At 56.3% G+C, this 14,553-nt stretch carries 13 protein-coding genes and 3 pseudogenes; 8 read left to right on the top strand and 8 right to left on the bottom strand.

Going from position 1 to position 14,553, the window contains the following annotated elements:
* Positions 1-70: 70 nt before the first annotated feature.
* On the bottom strand, positions 71-835 hold the full coding sequence (locus ACA058_RS21640; protein ID WP_497635825.1) for an AraC family transcriptional regulator: 765 nt from the start codon (positions 833-835) through the stop codon (positions 71-73).
* A gap of 99 nt (positions 836-934) precedes the next feature.
* Here ACA058_RS21640 and ACA058_RS21635 point away from each other — a divergent pair, with 99 nt between their 5' ends.
* Positions 935-2,113 (top strand): MFS transporter, encoded by a 1,179-nt coding sequence (locus ACA058_RS21635; RefSeq protein WP_497635824.1) that lies wholly within the window; start codon positions 935-937, stop codon positions 2,111-2,113.
* Positions 2,114-2,190: 77 nt separating this feature from the next.
* On the opposite strand, the gene ACA058_RS21630 is transcribed toward ACA058_RS21635, so the two are convergent.
* Together ACA058_RS21630 and ACA058_RS21625 are read right to left on the bottom strand one after the other, a co-directional pair.
* Entirely contained in the window at positions 2,191-2,445 is a 255-nt protein-coding gene (locus tag ACA058_RS21630; RefSeq protein ID WP_497635823.1) for a hypothetical protein, read from the bottom strand.
* 41 nt (positions 2,446-2,486) lie between these two features.
* Complete coding sequence (locus tag ACA058_RS21625) at positions 2,487-2,864, bottom strand: DUF6124 family protein (RefSeq protein ID WP_497635822.1); 378 nt, start codon at positions 2,862-2,864, stop codon at positions 2,487-2,489.
* A 420-nt stretch (positions 2,865-3,284) separates the two neighbouring features.
* On the opposite strand from ACA058_RS21625, the gene ACA058_RS21620 reads away from it, so the two are divergent.
* Positions 3,285-3,881 carry a helix-turn-helix domain-containing protein gene (locus ACA058_RS21620; protein ID WP_497635821.1) on the top strand — a complete coding sequence of 199 codons (597 nt, stop codon included), beginning with the start codon at positions 3,285-3,287 and terminating at the stop codon, positions 3,879-3,881.
* Entirely contained in the window at positions 3,874-4,746 is an 873-nt protein-coding gene (locus ACA058_RS21615) for a queuosine precursor transporter (RefSeq protein WP_497635820.1), read from the top strand. Before ACA058_RS21620 ends, ACA058_RS21615 begins: the two co-directional genes overlap by 8 nt.
* Positions 4,747-4,800: 54 nt before the next feature.
* Here the strand turns inward: ACA058_RS21615 and queC are convergent, their stop codons facing one another.
* The 3 genes from queC to ACA058_RS21600 all read right to left on the bottom strand — a co-directional run bounded on the left by queC (position 4,801) and on the right by ACA058_RS21600 (position 7,785).
* On the bottom strand, positions 4,801-5,499 hold the full coding sequence (queC, locus tag ACA058_RS21610; RefSeq protein WP_497635819.1) for a 7-cyano-7-deazaguanine synthase QueC: 699 nt from the start codon (positions 5,497-5,499) through the stop codon (positions 4,801-4,803).
* A gap of 325 nt (positions 5,500-5,824) precedes the next feature.
* Positions 5,825-7,006: an acetyl-CoA C-acyltransferase family protein gene (locus ACA058_RS21605; RefSeq protein WP_497635818.1), complete on the bottom strand. Its 1,182-nt coding sequence runs from the start codon at positions 7,004-7,006 to the stop codon at positions 5,825-5,827.
* Complete coding sequence (locus ACA058_RS21600; protein ID WP_497635817.1) at positions 7,003-7,785, bottom strand: enoyl-CoA hydratase-related protein; 783 nt, start codon at positions 7,783-7,785, stop codon at positions 7,003-7,005. The genes ACA058_RS21605 and ACA058_RS21600 overlap by 4 nt, the downstream gene beginning before the upstream one ends.
* A 217-nt stretch (positions 7,786-8,002) precedes the next feature.
* On the opposite strand from ACA058_RS21600, the gene ACA058_RS21595 reads away from it, so the two are divergent.
* Genes ACA058_RS21595 through ACA058_RS21585 form a run of 3 tightly spaced genes read left to right on the top strand, consistent with a single transcriptional unit; the run spans position 8,003 to position 11,472 of the window.
* Entirely contained in the window at positions 8,003-9,109 is a 1,107-nt protein-coding gene (locus ACA058_RS21595; protein ID WP_497635816.1) for a polyamine ABC transporter substrate-binding protein, read from the top strand.
* A gap of 39 nt (positions 9,110-9,148) precedes the next feature.
* The gene (locus ACA058_RS21590) at positions 9,149-10,567 is read left to right on the top strand and encodes an aminotransferase (RefSeq protein WP_497635815.1); all 1,419 of its coding nucleotides are present in this window, start codon (positions 9,149-9,151) and stop codon (positions 10,565-10,567) included.
* Positions 10,564-11,472: a helix-turn-helix domain-containing protein gene (locus ACA058_RS21585; protein ID WP_497635814.1), complete on the top strand. Its 909-nt coding sequence runs from the start codon at positions 10,564-10,566 to the stop codon at positions 11,470-11,472. Before ACA058_RS21590 ends, ACA058_RS21585 begins: the two co-directional genes overlap by 4 nt.
* Before the next feature lie 132 nt (positions 11,473-11,604).
* On the opposite strand, the gene ACA058_RS21580 is transcribed toward ACA058_RS21585, so the two are convergent.
* Both ACA058_RS21580 and ACA058_RS21575 read right to left on the bottom strand, forming a co-directional pair.
* Positions 11,605-11,919, bottom strand: coding sequence for a hypothetical protein (locus ACA058_RS21580; RefSeq protein ID WP_497635813.1), 315 nt, complete (start codon positions 11,917-11,919; stop codon positions 11,605-11,607).
* A 680-nt stretch (positions 11,920-12,599) separates the two neighbouring features.
* Positions 12,600-12,740 (bottom strand): annotated as a pseudogene (locus ACA058_RS21575) (helix-turn-helix domain-containing transcriptional regulator); the annotation flags it as partial.
* Between the two features lie 211 nt (positions 12,741-12,951).
* Here ACA058_RS21575 and ACA058_RS21570 point away from each other — a divergent pair.
* Both ACA058_RS21570 and feaR read left to right on the top strand, forming a co-directional pair.
* A pseudogene (locus ACA058_RS21570) lies at positions 12,952-13,533 on the top strand (PaaX family transcriptional regulator); the annotation flags it as partial.
* An 85-nt stretch (positions 13,534-13,618) separates the two neighbouring features.
* A pseudogene (gene feaR, locus ACA058_RS21565) lies at positions 13,619-14,534 on the top strand (transcriptional regulator FeaR).
* The last annotated feature ends 19 nt before the right edge of the window (positions 14,535-14,553 follow it).

The following is a 14,553-nucleotide window of genomic DNA, read 5'->3' as shown; positions in this document are numbered from 1 at the left end:
TAATTACGCACGTAATATGACGTATGTCATATTTAGTCGCAAATGATTTTTGCTGCCGGCTGTCCGCTGCTCATTTCAACCACGCCCCAGGGGTGATGCCGGTCATGTCCTTGAAGAACGCGATAAACGCACTGTCACTGGCAAAGCCGAGTTCGAACGCGCTGTAGCCGATGTTGCGACCGGTCGAAAGCAGTTCGATGGCGCGCATCAACCGCCATTGTTGGCGCCATTGCTGATAGCTCATGCCGGTTTCCCGCTGGAAGATCCGCCCGATGGTGCGGCCACTGGCGCCGATCTGTTGCTGCAGCATCTGCAGGGGCGGCGGCAGTTGCTCGACAGTGGCGAGCAGCGGCGCCAGGCGTTTGTCCCAAGGTAGCGGCAACAGCATGGGGTGCTGCACGGCGTCGCGAATTTCGCTCAGGCACAGCCCCAGCAAATGCTCGAATTTGCCCTGCCGCCAGTCGGTGTCGAAGTCGGCGTGGGCTATCGACTCCAGCACCGCCCGCAACAACGGGCTGACATCAATCACGCAGACCTGTTGCGGCAGGTCCGCACATAACGCGGGTATCAGGTAAACCGAACGGTAGTCGACGCTCTGTTGCATCACGGCGCGGTGGGCAACGCCCGGCGGAATCCATGCGGCGCGGGAGGGCGGCAGCAGGCACAACTGCTGCGCGAGGGTAATTCGGGTGCAGCCCTGTCGGGTGAACAACAGTTGCCCGCGCTGATGTCGATGAATGCCCGAATCGTGATCGCCAAGGTTCGCGGCGATACCTATGACCGGTGCCGGGTAGCTGTCGGGATTGAATCGCGCGTGGGCATCGAGCCAGGCCATGTTTGTCCGATTTCATCGATTAGTTGTCCTGGTTTCGATAATACGTCAATCACGGTTTTTTAAGCTGTTCACTGGTTTTTCCTGAAGAGTGAAGTCGTGATGAATACCAGAAACCTGTTGGTGTTGGCCGTCGCCTTGTTGATGTTTCCGCAAATCGCCCAAACCCTCTACAGCCCGGCGCTGGCGGACATCGGCCGGGTGTTTGCCGTCGGACCGCAGCAAGTGGCGCAAACCTTGTCGGTGTATTTCCTGGCCTTCGCGTTCGGTGTGGTGGTGTGGGGCCGGATGTGCGACCGGATCGGTCGTCGACCTTCGATGCTTGCCGGAATGGCGTTGTACGCCGGGGCTTCGGTGCTGGCGCTCAGTGTCAGCAGCTTCAATGCCCTGTTGATGGCCCAGGCGCTGGCTGCATTGGGGGCGGCGGTGGGCTCGGTCGTGACGCAAACTGTACTGCGTGACCGTTTCAAGGGCGCAGAGTTGGCGCAGGTGTTTTCGGTGATGGGCATCGCGCTGGCGGCCAGCCCGGCAATTGGCTTGTTCACCGGGGCGAGTCTGGTGCAAGTCTTCGGTTATCGGGGCGTGTTGGGATGCCTGTTGCTGTTGTCCCTGGGCCTGTTGTTGTGGTGCCAGCGAAGCCTGCCCGAAACCCGGCCGCAGTCGTTAACGACACCGGCTATGCTCGAGACGCTGTGGCAAATGTTGCGCGATCGCGACATCTGGCGTTCGACGCTGTTGGTAGCGGCATTCAACATTGCGCTGTTCAGCTACTACAGCCTCGGCCCCTTCGTGTTCCAGCGACTGGACTTGAGTGCGCATTGGTTCGGCTATAGCGGCGTTATCCTGGCACTGGGCTCCGGCCTTGGCGCCTGGCTCAACAAACGACTGTTGCAACGAGGACTGAGCGGCCCACAACTGATACAGGTGGCCGCAGCCGTGATGTTGCTGGGCGCGAGCGGCGTATTGCTGCTGGAGCAAAGCGCCCTGTTTGTCCTGCCGATGCTGTTGGTGGTGCTGGCGTTCGGCATGGCGATCCCGAACATCCTCGGCTTGGCCCTGGTCCGCTATGGTGATCGACTGGGCACGGCGGGAGCGTTGTTTGGATTGCTGTATTACCTGTTGATCGGTGGCGGGTTGCTGCTTGCAGTCTGGGGTCAGGCATTGGGTCAGACACTGTTGCTGTGCGCCGTATTGGCGCTGATGCTGTCCGTCATCAAGCAGAAGGATGCGCGCGCGACTAGCCGCGAGGGTGGTGGTTCAGTCGAAAAGGATGTTGCCTGACATACCGCTGTTTCGTACCTGTTTATCAAAGGGCGCCAAAAAGGCGCCCTTCCTCGGTTCTGGCTGCACCGCTGTTCCTAAGCCGAACGCTGCATCTGCAATCGTCGTCCAACGACATCCAACAAATCACAGCCGTCGCGCAACGAGGTCACCAGTACCCGCGCTAAATCGCTGTGAACGCCTTCGCTGAGCGCAAAGCTTTCCAGCAGTTGAGTCGCGGTGCGGATGCAGTAGGCCGCAATCTCGTGCAGCACGTCCAGTGGTGCTTCGGTATCGATCAGCAACGATGGGACAGCACAGTCGATGCCGGTGACAGGCATGTATCGATCCATGACAAAAAACCTCCTTTGGGTAATAGAACGTGACCACTCAGCTAGTTGTTTGGCGGTGCCTCAGGAAAACCGCCCGGTGGGTCAAGGTTGTCCAGCGCTCGATTGACCAGTAGCTCCCCCAGCACGGCCAGTTGCTGAATGGCCAGCATGACATTGCGGCGCGAGCCTTCCAGTTCACACGCGAGGTCGGTGGCCATGACATTCAAGGACGCGAGCGTTTCACACGCGTGGCAGAGCAAGGACTCGGTGTCGATGTTCGGCATGATTGTGAAAACATGGCTGACAGGGTCTGGGCGATTTGGATTGCGCAGGCGTGCGCTGACCAGGGGTTCGGTGATTTCGGAGAGCTTGGAGATATCGATAGGCTCGAAGGCCGACGGGTCGGGCGATTGCGGGGAATTGGGGGCGGTTTTTTTCATGTCGGAGTTCCTTGCAAAGTTGAAGTGCCAGACTCATGCCGTCAATCAGGATTGAGTAGCAGCACTGCGTGAGTTGGCGGGCCGCTAAAATTATTACCAGAAAATACCATTTAATTAATCAAAAAAATGAACATCTATGTAATTAAATGATTCGTGTTTAGTTGTCTTGCTAGTTGCTTCAGTTTTTCTGTAGGTTTGGTCGCTAGATGATTTCTTGTTTCTGTAAGAAACTTCCTAGATGTAAGTGGGGCAGGGCTGTAGGAATTGACGCTGAATATGATGGTGTGAAACATTATTTGACGGGTGTTAAGTGTGGTTGCAGTATTGTTTTGTTGCCCGGAGGGTAGGGTGCAGACGCCGGTCTTGAACAAAAATACCTGTGTAGCTATTTTGATAGATAACTAAAGTGGTAGATATTTAATGTACAAGAAAGAAAAAACAGAAAAGTTGAAGAGTAATATTAAGTATCTAATCAAGAGTCGTGGAGAGACACGGTTGTCGTTGTGCAATTCAAGTGGTTTGACCAGAACAACGATCTATAACATTCTGGAAGGGAAAGTCGTCAATGTTCAGCAATCCACTATTCGTAAGATTTCTGACTTTTTTGGCGTGTCTTACAAGGAAATTGAGACCGTTGATTTTGAAGAGAAGGAGATTATAGAAAGTAGTGTTTCTCTGCAGGGGAACATGAATCCGGCTGCAGTACCTATCATCAAAGAAAGCTTGCTGTTTCAAAGCCTTGATAAGCGGATCGGCGAGCTGGCTGCAACTCATCCTCTTACTTATTATTTTGGAACCGCTTGCAATCTGATTGGTGTGCTCTTGGAGACGGAAATCAGTGGCGTGAACGAGCCCGGAGATCTATTGATAGTAAAAAAAGGAACGCCGAGTGGTGATAAGGATAAGCTTGTCTATGACAAAACAGCGAAAAAATTGTTTGTGACGCGTGAGCCAATTATTGATTCTGATGTTGTCGGTGTCGTGGGAGAGATAATAGAGGAAAGATTTAATGGGTAGGGAACTGGAAAATAGCAGGTATAGGCTGCTTGGGTTTGAAAAGAGCAATAATTTTGCTGTGGTTATGATTGTATCCACAGGGAAGGTTATCAAGATCAAGCTCGGTGAGTTGATGAAGAGCGAGGTGATGGATAACTTAAATAAGGTTGAAGTAAAAGATGTTTACAGAAAGTTTTATTCTGGTGGCTTGGCGTTGACGGCATATGAGGTAACTGATCGTCATGAGAGGTCGTGGATGATTTATGTTGCTCTCAACCTAATGCTGTTCGCTCTTTATATTTTCACAAATGTTGCTGCAGTCAAGCTTGTTTATTTAGAGTATTTCGATATTGTTGTGACTCCTGGCGTTTTTCTCTATCCGTTGACCTTTTTAATAGTTGATCTTTTGAATGAGTCTTACGGGCTTAGACTTGCAAGGAGAGCGATATTTTTTGCCTTCGCAAGCAATGCCTTTATTCTGGCACTACTAACTGCTACTAGTTATCTTCCTGGTTTGCCTACTTGGCAGCTTGATGAGTCCTGTAGTGAGGTTATCTCTCATGTCTCGTCTGTGTTAGTAGCCTCATCTGTATCTTTTCTTTTTTCTGAGTATATAAACTCGTACTTGTTGTGTAGAATTAAAGAGCTTACAAGCTCAAGGTTTCTATTTTTGCGGGTTTTCTTTAGTACCTTTTTTGCAGTAATAATAGACAGTTTTATTTTCTGCTTTATTGCATTTTACGGTACTATGGAAAATGACAAAATCCTGAATATAGTTTATGTTCAGATAGTCATAAAAATGTGCTTTGCTGTGTTCAATGTGTTGCCCGCCTATGGTGCAAGGTCGTTGTTCAAGAAATATGTGGTTGGAGGTCAGGCGGCATAAGCCATGGGGGTATAAATTAATGATCTGGAATTTATACGCCCGATAACGTCCTTGCTATTTCAGGTTCATTTTGTTCTTCAGGCTTTTCATGGTTTCCTCATTGTTTTCCAGAAAATTATTAAGCCCTTTCGCGCGAAGATTACAGGCGTCGCAATTGCTACAGCCGCTGCCTTTTATTCCGTTATAACAAGTCAATGTGTGGTCGCGGATCAAGTCCAGATTTTTATGGTAATCGGCCAGCGCCCACGTTTCTGCTTTGTTTAACCACATTAACGGGGTTTCAAGGTGTAGTTTGTAATCCATTCCTAGCGCGATGGCGTTGTTCAGCGCCTTGACGAATTCATGCCGGCAATCAGGATAGCCAGAGTAATCGGTTTCACAAACACCGGTGATAACGGTATGGGCTTGCACTTGATAGGCGTAAATAGACGCCAAGGTTAAAAACAGAATATTTCTACCGGGTACGAAGGTGCTCGGCAGATTGTCCCCTGCGTTACTTGTGCTTGGTACGGGAATGTTATCTCGCGTCAAGCTACTGATGGCCAGCTCATTAAGCAATGAAGTGTCTAACACTTTGTGCACTTTCACGCCAAGCTTCCTGGAAAGTTGTTGCGCGACCTCAATTTCCGCGCGATGGCGCTGTCCATAGTCGAAGGTAATACAGTGAATTTCATCAAAGAGCGGTAGCGCATGGATCAAGCAGGTTGTTGAGTCTTGTCCGCCACTGAAAACGATAACTGCCTTTTTAGTCATGCTTTTTTCTTCCTTGGAGGGAATCCAACGTGTGTTGGGCGCATTGACACTACCGGGAGGATCGGTTTGTGGCTGTGGGACGTTTCCGAGATGACTGTCGGCGCTTTCCGAATCTGTCATTTGTTGGCGGGCATTAACCGCCACGTCGACGGAAGAAGGCAGTCGTGGGAGTTCATGATGACTTGCGGTGGCCTGGCGCCGTGGGCCGGCGTCAGGGGATCTGTAGGCGCTGTAGCAGGGTGCGATCTTTTGACCTTGATTGTTCAGATCAAAAGATCGCAGCCTCGTTTCACTCGACAGCTCCTACAGGTCCTGCAGGGTAGGGTCAGGCGCGCTCGAAAATCGCCGCAATCCCCTGGCCACCGCCGATGCACATGGTCACCAGCGCGTAACGGCCATTGATGCGGTGCAGTTCGTGGATGGCCTTGGTGGCGATGATGGCGCCGGTAGCGCCCACCGGGTGACCCAGGGCGATGCCCGAGCCGTTCGGGTTGACCTTGGCCGGATCAAGATCCAGTTCCTGGCTGACCGCACAGGCTTGCGCGGCGAAAGCGATGTTGGCTTCGACCACGTCCATGTCAGCGACGGTCAGGCCGGCGCGCTTGAGCGCCAGGCGCGTGGCCGGGATTGGGCCCAGGCCCATCAGTTCCGGTTCGACGCCGGCGTGGGCATAGCTGACCAGGCGGGCGAGTGGGCGCAGGTTGTTGACCTGTACCGCAGCGCCGGTGGCCATGACCAGTGCGGCAGCACCGTCGTTCAAGCCAGAGGCGTTGCCGGCGGTGACCGAGCCGTCCTTCTTGAACGCCGGCTTCATCGCCGCCAACTGTTCCAGGGACGTGGCGCGTGGATGCTCGTCGACGTTGAACAGCTTGGTGCCCTTGCGATCCAGGATTTCCACAGTCGCGATCTGATCAACGAAGTAGCCATTGGCAATCGCATGGGCTGCGCGTTTCTGGTCTTCCAGGGCCAGGGCATCCTGCATTTCCCGGGTGATGCCGTTGCGTTCGGCGACGTTCTCTGCGGTGATGCCCATGTGGATGTTGTGGAACGGGTCATGCAGGATGCCCAGCATGTAGTCGACGGCCTGGACATTTCCCATGCGCGCGCCCCAACGGGCGGATGGCAGCAGGTACGGCCCGCGGCTCATGGACTCGGCACCGGCGCCGATGGCGATGTCGGCGTCGCCCAGCAGCAGGGTCTGCGCCGCGCTGATGATCGCTTGCAGACCCGAACCGCACAGGCGGTTGACGTTGTAGGCCGGGGTTTCCTTCGGGATGCCGGCGTTCATTGCGGCGACCCGGGAGATGTAGGCGTCGCGGGTGTCGGTCGGGATCACGTGGCCCATCACCAGATGGCCGACCAGGGCCGGGTCCACGGCGGCCCGTTGCAGGGCGGCTTTCACGGCGGTGGTCGCGAGGTCGGCCGGTGGCACGTCCTTGAGTGAACCGCCGAAGGTGCCAATGGCGGTACGGGCGGCGCTGACGACGAAAATTTCCGGGGTATTCATGGCTGTGTTCCTTTCGCTGGATGCTTATCTGTACTGCGATTGAGCAGGGCGTTCAAGGCCGTTTTCGCCTCGATGCTGTTAAGGCGCTGGATGAACAGCAGGTTTTCTTCACGCAGGGTAGCTTGCAATTCGGCCATGCCGGCGTGCGTCATCAGTTGCCGGGACTGGCGCAAGGCTTGCTGGGGCATCGCCAGAAAGCGCTGGGCGATTCTGGTTGCCGCGGCCAGGCATTGCTCGCCGTCATCAAAGGCTTCGTTGGCTAAGCCCCAGGCCACCGCCTCGCTGCCATCGAGGCTGTCTCCCAACAGTAGCAGGCGCGCTGCTCGGGCCTGACCCAGCCGGCGTGGCAACAGCAGGCTGGCGCCGAACTCGGGGCACAGGCCCAGATTGACGAACGGCATGCGCAGCTTGGCATTACGGGTAACCAGCACCTGATCGCAATGCAGCAGCAGTGTGGTACCGATGCCGATTGCTGCCCCGCACACCGCCGCAATCAATGGCTTTTGCAGGTGGGTCACGGCGCGCATCAGGCGGAATGCCGGGCTGTCCAGGTGGGTCGGCGGGTCTTGCAGAAAGTCCACCAGGTCGTTGCCACTGGTAAAACAGTTCGGGCCACCGGTCACGATGACCACCCCGATTTCGTCGTTTTCGTCAGCCGCAAACAACAGGTCTGCCAAGCGCGTGTACATGCCGTTGGTCAGTGCGTTGAGCTTGTCGGGGCGATCGATGGTCAGTGTCAGCATGCCATCGCGCAGTTCTTGTTTGATCAGGTCGGTCATGGATGGCTCTGGCAGAGTCGGTTCAGCGGACACTTTAAGCGTCAGGCAATCCCCGCAGCTATGACAAAACGGGTCAACCGACCTGATATTTTTTGCCATATCGCGCCGTCAAAACGACCACACACCCATTCGGGGTATGGTGCGGTCCGGCGAATCCACCAATAGTAGGGTCATCCGCTCATCCAGAGCCGAACTCGCTTGATAAGGTGCATTTGCTATGGGCAAGACCCTGCTTAAGGTGATTTCCAGTCTGTTTGTTGTACCGCTGACCCTGAGTGCCCACGCTGGCGAGGTGAACGACAGCAATACGCTGCGGCTATACAACTGGGCGGACTACATCGGTGAGAAAACCCTGGCCGATTTTGAAAAGGCCACCGGTATCAAGGTGATCTACGACACCTTCGATGCCTATGAAACGGTGCAGGCCAAGTTGCTCACCGGCCACTCCGGTTACGACCTGATCGTGCTGAATGCGTCCCTCGCGCCGCCGCTGATCCAGGCCAAAGTGTTCCAGCCACTGGACAAGAACCTGCTGCCGGGCTGGAGCAACCTGGACCCGAAAGTCTTGCACGACCTGCAGGGGTACGATCCGGGCCCGACCTACTCGGCGCCTTATACCTGGGGCAGCAACGGCATCACCTACAACGTCGACAAGATCAAGGAGCGCATGCCGGATGCGCCGATCGGTTCGCTGGCGATGATTTTCGATCCGAAGATCGTCTCGCGCTTCGCCGACTGTGGAGTGACCCTGGTCGATGCGCCCACCGAAGTGATCCCCCTGGCGCTCAAGTACCTCGGCCGCGATCCACGAAGCGCCAAGCCGGAGGATCTTAAGGCGGCGCAGGAATTGTTGTTGTCCGTACGGCCGTACATCCGCAAGTTCGATTCGGTCAATTACCTGACCAGCCTGCCCAACGGCGATGTGTGCATGGCCATGACCTGGTCCGGCGATTACGCGACGGCCATGGCCCGCGCTGAAGAAGCCAAGTTGAACATCAACCTGTCGTACTTCATTCCCAAGGAAGGCTCGTTGATCTGGTTCGACAATATGTACATCCCGGCCGACGCGCCCCATGTCGCCAATGCGCACAAGTTTCTTGAATACCTGATGCAGCCGCAGGTGATGGCGGACGTCACCGACTATATCCACTACGCCAACAGCAACGCGGCAGCCACGCCGCTGTTGAATGCCGATGTGCGCAACAACCCGGCGATTTACCCCGATGAAGCAACCCGCGAGCGCCTGTTCCCGCAGAAAACCCAGGACGCCAAGGACATGCGGGCCATGACCCGGGTCTGGAGCACGGTGAAAAGCGGCATCTGATTCGTTCGATCGTTAGTCAATCCGGTTAGAGGTTTATTTATGGCGACGCCAACACGCACCGTTTTTTCCCCAGCGGACGAGTCCCGGCTGGTCAAGGCCGACAAGGCCCACCATATGCACGGCTATCACGTGTTCGACGAGCACGCCGAACAAGGTTCCCTGAACATCGTCGCAGGCGACGGCGCCTATATCTACGACACCCAGGGCAACCGCTTTCTCGATGCCGTGGGCGGCATGTGGTGCACCAATATCGGCCTGGGCCGTGAGGAAATGGCCGAAGCGATTGCCGATCAGGTGCGGCAACTGGCCTATTCCAACCCGTTTTCCGACATGTCCAATAACGTGGCCATCGAGTTGTGCGAAAAACTCGCCAGCCTGGCGCCCGGTGACCTCGACCACGTGTTCCTCACCACCGGCGGCTCAACCGCCGTGGACACCGCGTACCGGCTGATCCAGTACTACCAGAACTGCCGCGGCCTGCCTGAAAAGAAGCATGTCATCGCCCGTTTCAACGCTTACCACGGCTCCACCACCCTGACCATGTTGATCGGCAACAAGGCGGCCGACCGGGTGCCGGAGTTCGATTACGCCAACCCGCTGATTCACCACGTGTCCAACCCCAATCCATACCGCGCGCCGGATGGCATGGACGAGGCGCAGTTCCTCGAATTCCTGGTCAAGGAGTTCGAAGACAAGGTCCTGTCGATCGGCGCGGATAAGGTCGCAGGCTTTTTCGCCGAGCCGGTGATGGGCTCGGGCGGAGTGATTGTTCCGCCCAAGGGCTACCTCAAGCGCATGTGGGAAGTCTGCCAGCGCTACGACATCCTGTTCGTCGCCGACGAGGTGGTGACGTCGTTCGGGCGCCTGGGCAAGTTCTTCGCATCAAAGGATGTGTTCGACGTGCAGCCCGACATCATCACCACCGCCAAGGGCCTGACCTCAGCCTATCTGCCGCTGGGGGCGTGCATCTTTTCCGACCGGATCTGGAAAGTCATCGCCGAGCCGGGCAAGGGTCGTTGCTTTACCCATGGCTTCACCTACAGCGGCCATCCGGTGTGCTGCACGGCAGCGCTGAAGAACATCGAAATCATCGAACGGGAAAACCTGCTGGCCCACGTCGACGATGTCGGCGGCTACCTGGAGCAGCGCCTGGCCACGTTGCGCGATCTGCCCCTGGTGGGTGATGTGCGTTGCCTGAAATTGATGGCGTGCGTGGAGTTCGTCGCCGACAAACGCACCAAGGCGCTGTTCGCCGACGAGATCAACATCGGCGAGAAAATCCATGTGCGGGCACAGGCGAGGGGGCTGCTGGTGCGGCCGATCATGCATCTGAACGTGATGTCGCCGCCGCTGATTCTCACCTATGCCCAAGTCGATGAAATCGTCGAGATCCTGCGGGTGTGCATTCTCGAAGTGGCGGCCGAGCTTGAGGCGAGCGGACAGTACGCCGGCCAATGATTTCGTCAGTCAGGCTGTTACCAAGGGCTTGCCCAGCCGCTAGACTGCGGGGCATGAGCAAACCAAACGACGATACGCTGATCGCAATGCCCTTCGGGGCGTTGCACAAATGGCATGGGGGAATGCGCGAGGCATTCGCCCATATCGATGAGCCTGACGCACTGCAATACCTGGTGGCTGCGTTGGGGCAACTGGTGTCCATCGAGTCGGTGATGATCAGCCTGGAGCGCAAGGACCGCGCACCGCAGTTGCTGCATCAGCGCGGTATTGCGCAGGAATATCAGGTCTCGATTCTTGAACGCTATTTTTCTGGGGGGTATCTGCTCGATCCGTTCTGTCTGGCGGTTGAGCAAGGACTGGCGCAGGGGTTCTATCACCTGGAGGAGATTGCGCCGGACAACTTCTTCGACAGTGACTATTACAAGGCTTATTACCTGAAGGCGGGCTGTTCGGAAGATAGCTACTACATCGTCGATACGGGCGATGACACGAAGATTTCGGTCAGCCTCTATCAAGGTTTCGGCGGTGAATGCCTGCGGGTTGATCAATTGAATCTGCTGCGCGCCGTCGAACCGCTGGTGCGTGAATTCATCAGCGGATTCAGCCGCCGCGGCCTGCTGCGCAGTAGCGAGATCCAGGGCAATGACGATCAAGGCCTGCGTGATGATCTCAAACATCGGGTGCAATCGGCGTTCGAGCATTTCGGCAGTGATTTGCTTACCGAGCGTGAGCGGGAGGTGGCGCACATGGTGCTTAGGGGGCACTCGGTAAAGTCCACGGCCAGCCAGATGAACATCTCACCGGAAACCGTGCGCATGCACCGCAAGAATCTGTATCTGAAGTTGGAGGTGGGGTCGCAGTCGGAGTTGTTTGCGCTGTTTATCGAGTGGTTGCGCAAGCACTGATCAATCTGCAATCAGCCGAGAACATTGTGGGAGCGAGCCTGCTCGCGAAGAACGCCCAGACGGCGCGTTCATTCAGACAGCCCGCGTTATCGTTGACCTCCATCGCGAGCAGGCTCGCTCCCACAGGGCTTGTCAGCGCGCCCGCAACCGTCGCCCGACCACATCCAGCACATCACAGCCATCGCGCAACGGGATGGCGCAGATCAATGAAAAATCGCTGAGGATGAAGGATTCGCATTCAATCGAGCCACGCATGGACAGGTTTTCCAGTACCTGGGTGACGGCGCGGATGCGGTAGTTGGCGGCGTCCATCAGGATGTTGAGTGGTGCGTGAGTGTCGACGAAGAGGGTGGGCATGTCGGTGCAGTTGCTGGTCAATGCCATGAAGCGGTTGTCGGGGTGAGGGGTTGGTTTTTCGTAGGGTGGATCGGGATGAATGGTTTTCATAATTTCTAACTCGGGAAGAGAATAAGGAGCTGCCGAAAGCCTTCCTACGGGCTAGGGTGGCAGCCATGTACGGGGTAGGAATATCGAGTCCCGAGAACCTCGACCACGCCGAAGCGTGCCCGTACATAGCCGCCGCAGCTGATCTTACGGACGCATTTGAACGGCCGCAAACCAAGTGACTGGCGTCAACATAGTTATCGAGAATCTGGAGGTTCCTACACCCCACCACTGAATTTCAGTGACCACCAAAGACTATCGATTGAGCACCTTCCAAACCAGTTCACGCGAGTCGCCACAATTCGAAGGAAATCTCCGAAGACCTTGACCGGAAATTTCCTAGGACCTGCGCAATTTATATTCGCAAAACGGGGGTGGTGGGTTGTGGGTAGGGCACAACGGGCATGACCGAAGCCTGGGAAAAACAGAAACGTCCTACATCAATTGACGCCTCCATCACCTCAATTCCACAGGGGATAGGCGGTTGAACACAACAATTGTGAGCACCAAAAAAACTGTAGGAGCAAAGCTTGCTCGCGAAAGCGGGTGTCAGCCAACGATGATGTCGACTGGCACTCCGTTATCGCGAGCAAGCTTTGCTCCTACAGGGGGTTGCTCGTTGACCAAAAGATCTGTGATCAACCAGAAGGCTTGATCAGTCTTAGCGTTTCACCATCATCGTCGCGGGCCTTTACCACGTGCCCGACGGCACGAAGAAATTCCTCATTGTCACCCTCGGCCAGCACTTGGGACAGGTATTCGTTGATGGCCTCATCGCTGTCGAGCAGGGGCGCGATATCGAAAGTCGTCAAAGTCTGGCTCATGGTTAAACATTCTTTGCCATTTGCGTGCATTGCGCGACTGTATCCAAATGGATACGACCAGGCAGTCAGACGCTTCTTGGATTACGGATGGTTTTTCCGCGAAATGAGTGGGGCTGTGGTGTACGGCGTGGATCTTTTGTGGGAGCGAGCCTGCCGCGATGAGGCCATTGCATCCGACAGCGATGCCGGATGAGGATCAGTCTTCGCGCTTCTGGTGATGCTGTCGCAACTGACCCAGGACAAGCGCAAACAAGTGCGCGAAGAGCTGGAATGGCAAGGTTTTGGTGCGATTTCGCCGGTGGTACTGGCCTGTCCGCGCAGCGACCGCACTGATGTCAACGCGACGCTGCTCGACCTCGGTGCCCAGGAAGAAACCATCGTCTTCGAAACCACCGCCCAGAATGTGCTGGCTTCCAAGGCCCTGCGCCTGCAGGTGCGCGAGAGCTGGAACATCGAGGAACTGGCGACGCATTACAGCGAATTCATCCAGCTGTTCCGACCACTGTGGCAAGCACTGCGCGAGCAGGAAAACCTGCAGCCGTCCGACTGCTTCCTGGCGCGGATCCTGCTTATTCACGAGTACCGCAAGCTGCTGCTGCGCGACCCGCAACTGCCGGACGAGTTGTTGCCCGGCGACTGGGAAGGGCGAGCAGCCCGACAGTTGTGCCGCAACATTTACCGTTTGATCTACGCCAAGGCCGAGGTATGGCTGAACAGTGCACTGGAAACCGCCGACGGACCGTTACCGGATGTGGGCGAGAGTTTTTATCGACGCTTTGGCGGGTTGAATTAACCCGTCGACGGTCCGGGAGAGTCGCTGTTCAGGAGAACCTGTTAATTGACGTAGACAATAAAAATAAGCCTGCGTGAGGCCTGACATGATTTCTACAACCGCACAGCGCCAGGATGGGTTCGATCAGTGGATCCATCAGATCAACCAGATCTGTGGCGCCTTCAACGCACAACCCCTGGGCACCGGCTTTGCCGGCCAGATCCGCGAATACCGCAGCGATGCCCTCAAGCTCAGCTTCGTTGACGCCTGCCAGGCGCGGCTGTATCGCACGCCGCGGGAAGTCGCGGCGGGCGAGGGTGGCAAGTATTTTGCCGTATTCCAGCTCGATGGCACCGCGGGCATGGCCCAGGGCGACGACAGGGTCCTGCTGTCCGCTGGGGACATCACGTTGATCGATGCTGCGCGGCCCAGCGACTTCACCTACAGCGAAAACTCCCGACAATTGTCGCTGATCCTGCCGTATCAACTGGTCGAGCAGACCCTGCGCTTCAACCAGGTCAAGTGCGGCCACCGGATAGCCGCGACATCGCCCATCGCCATGCTCTCGCACCGCTTGATTCTCGATGCCACGCGCCAGCAGAACCTCAGCCGTCAGGAAAGCGAAGCGACCCTGGAGGCGATTGTCAGCCTGCTGCGCCCGGCAATCAGCCAGAGCGACGATTGCACGGATCTGCACGAGCGCACCTTCCGCAAGACCCTGAGCGTCATCGACCAGCACATCCGCTGCGAAGAGCTGTGCCCGGAATGGCTGGCGCGGGAAGTCGGCATGTCGACCCGTGGCCTGTACCGGATGTTCGCCAAGAAAGGCCTGGTGGTGGCGCGCTACATCAAGAACCGCCGGCTGGACCTGTGCGCCGAATCCCTGCGTCAATCGGGCAAGGAACAGAAGTTGTCGGTGCTGGGGTATTCGTGGGGTTTTTCCGATTCGAGCTACTTTTCCACGGCGTTCAAATCGCGCTTCGGCGTTGCGCCGGGGGGAATATCGCAAGCGGCATGCGTGAAGATCACATAACCCTGTAG

The sequence above is a fragment of the Pseudomonas sp. LBUM1649 genome, from assembly GCF_059716155.1.
This window is presented reverse-complemented; position numbering and strand designations above follow the sequence as displayed.

What these genes read in the sequence shown, in the direction of transcription:
- ACA058_RS21640 (WP_497635825.1), bottom strand. Translation starts at nt 835, where the DNA reads ATGGCCTGGCTCGATGCCCACGCGCGATTCAATCCCGACAGCTACCCG.
- ACA058_RS21635 (WP_497635824.1), top strand. Translation starts at nt 935, where the DNA reads ATGAATACCAGAAACCTGTTGGTGTTGGCCGTCGCCTTGTTGATGTTT.
- ACA058_RS21630 (WP_497635823.1), bottom strand. Translation starts at nt 2,445, where the DNA reads ATGGATCGATACATGCCTGTCACCGGCATCGACTGTGCTGTCCCATCG.
- ACA058_RS21625 (WP_497635822.1), bottom strand. Translation starts at nt 2,864, where the DNA reads ATGAAAAAAACCGCCCCCAATTCCCCGCAATCGCCCGACCCGTCGGCC.
- ACA058_RS21620 (WP_497635821.1), top strand. Translation starts at nt 3,285, where the DNA reads ATGTACAAGAAAGAAAAAACAGAAAAGTTGAAGAGTAATATTAAGTAT.
- ACA058_RS21615 (WP_497635820.1), top strand. Translation starts at nt 3,874, where the DNA reads ATGGGTAGGGAACTGGAAAATAGCAGGTATAGGCTGCTTGGGTTTGAA.
- queC (WP_497635819.1), bottom strand. Translation starts at nt 5,499, where the DNA reads ATGACTAAAAAGGCAGTTATCGTTTTCAGTGGCGGACAAGACTCAACA.
- ACA058_RS21605 (WP_497635818.1), bottom strand. Translation starts at nt 7,006, where the DNA reads ATGAATACCCCGGAAATTTTCGTCGTCAGCGCCGCCCGTACCGCCATT.
- ACA058_RS21600 (WP_497635817.1), bottom strand. Translation starts at nt 7,785, where the DNA reads ATGACCGACCTGATCAAACAAGAACTGCGCGATGGCATGCTGACACTG.
- ACA058_RS21595 (WP_497635816.1), top strand. Translation starts at nt 8,003, where the DNA reads ATGGGCAAGACCCTGCTTAAGGTGATTTCCAGTCTGTTTGTTGTACCG.
- ACA058_RS21590 (WP_497635815.1), top strand. Translation starts at nt 9,149, where the DNA reads ATGGCGACGCCAACACGCACCGTTTTTTCCCCAGCGGACGAGTCCCGG.
- ACA058_RS21585 (WP_497635814.1), top strand. Translation starts at nt 10,564, where the DNA reads ATGATTTCGTCAGTCAGGCTGTTACCAAGGGCTTGCCCAGCCGCTAGA.
- ACA058_RS21580 (WP_497635813.1), bottom strand. Translation starts at nt 11,919, where the DNA reads ATGAAAACCATTCATCCCGATCCACCCTACGAAAAACCAACCCCTCAC.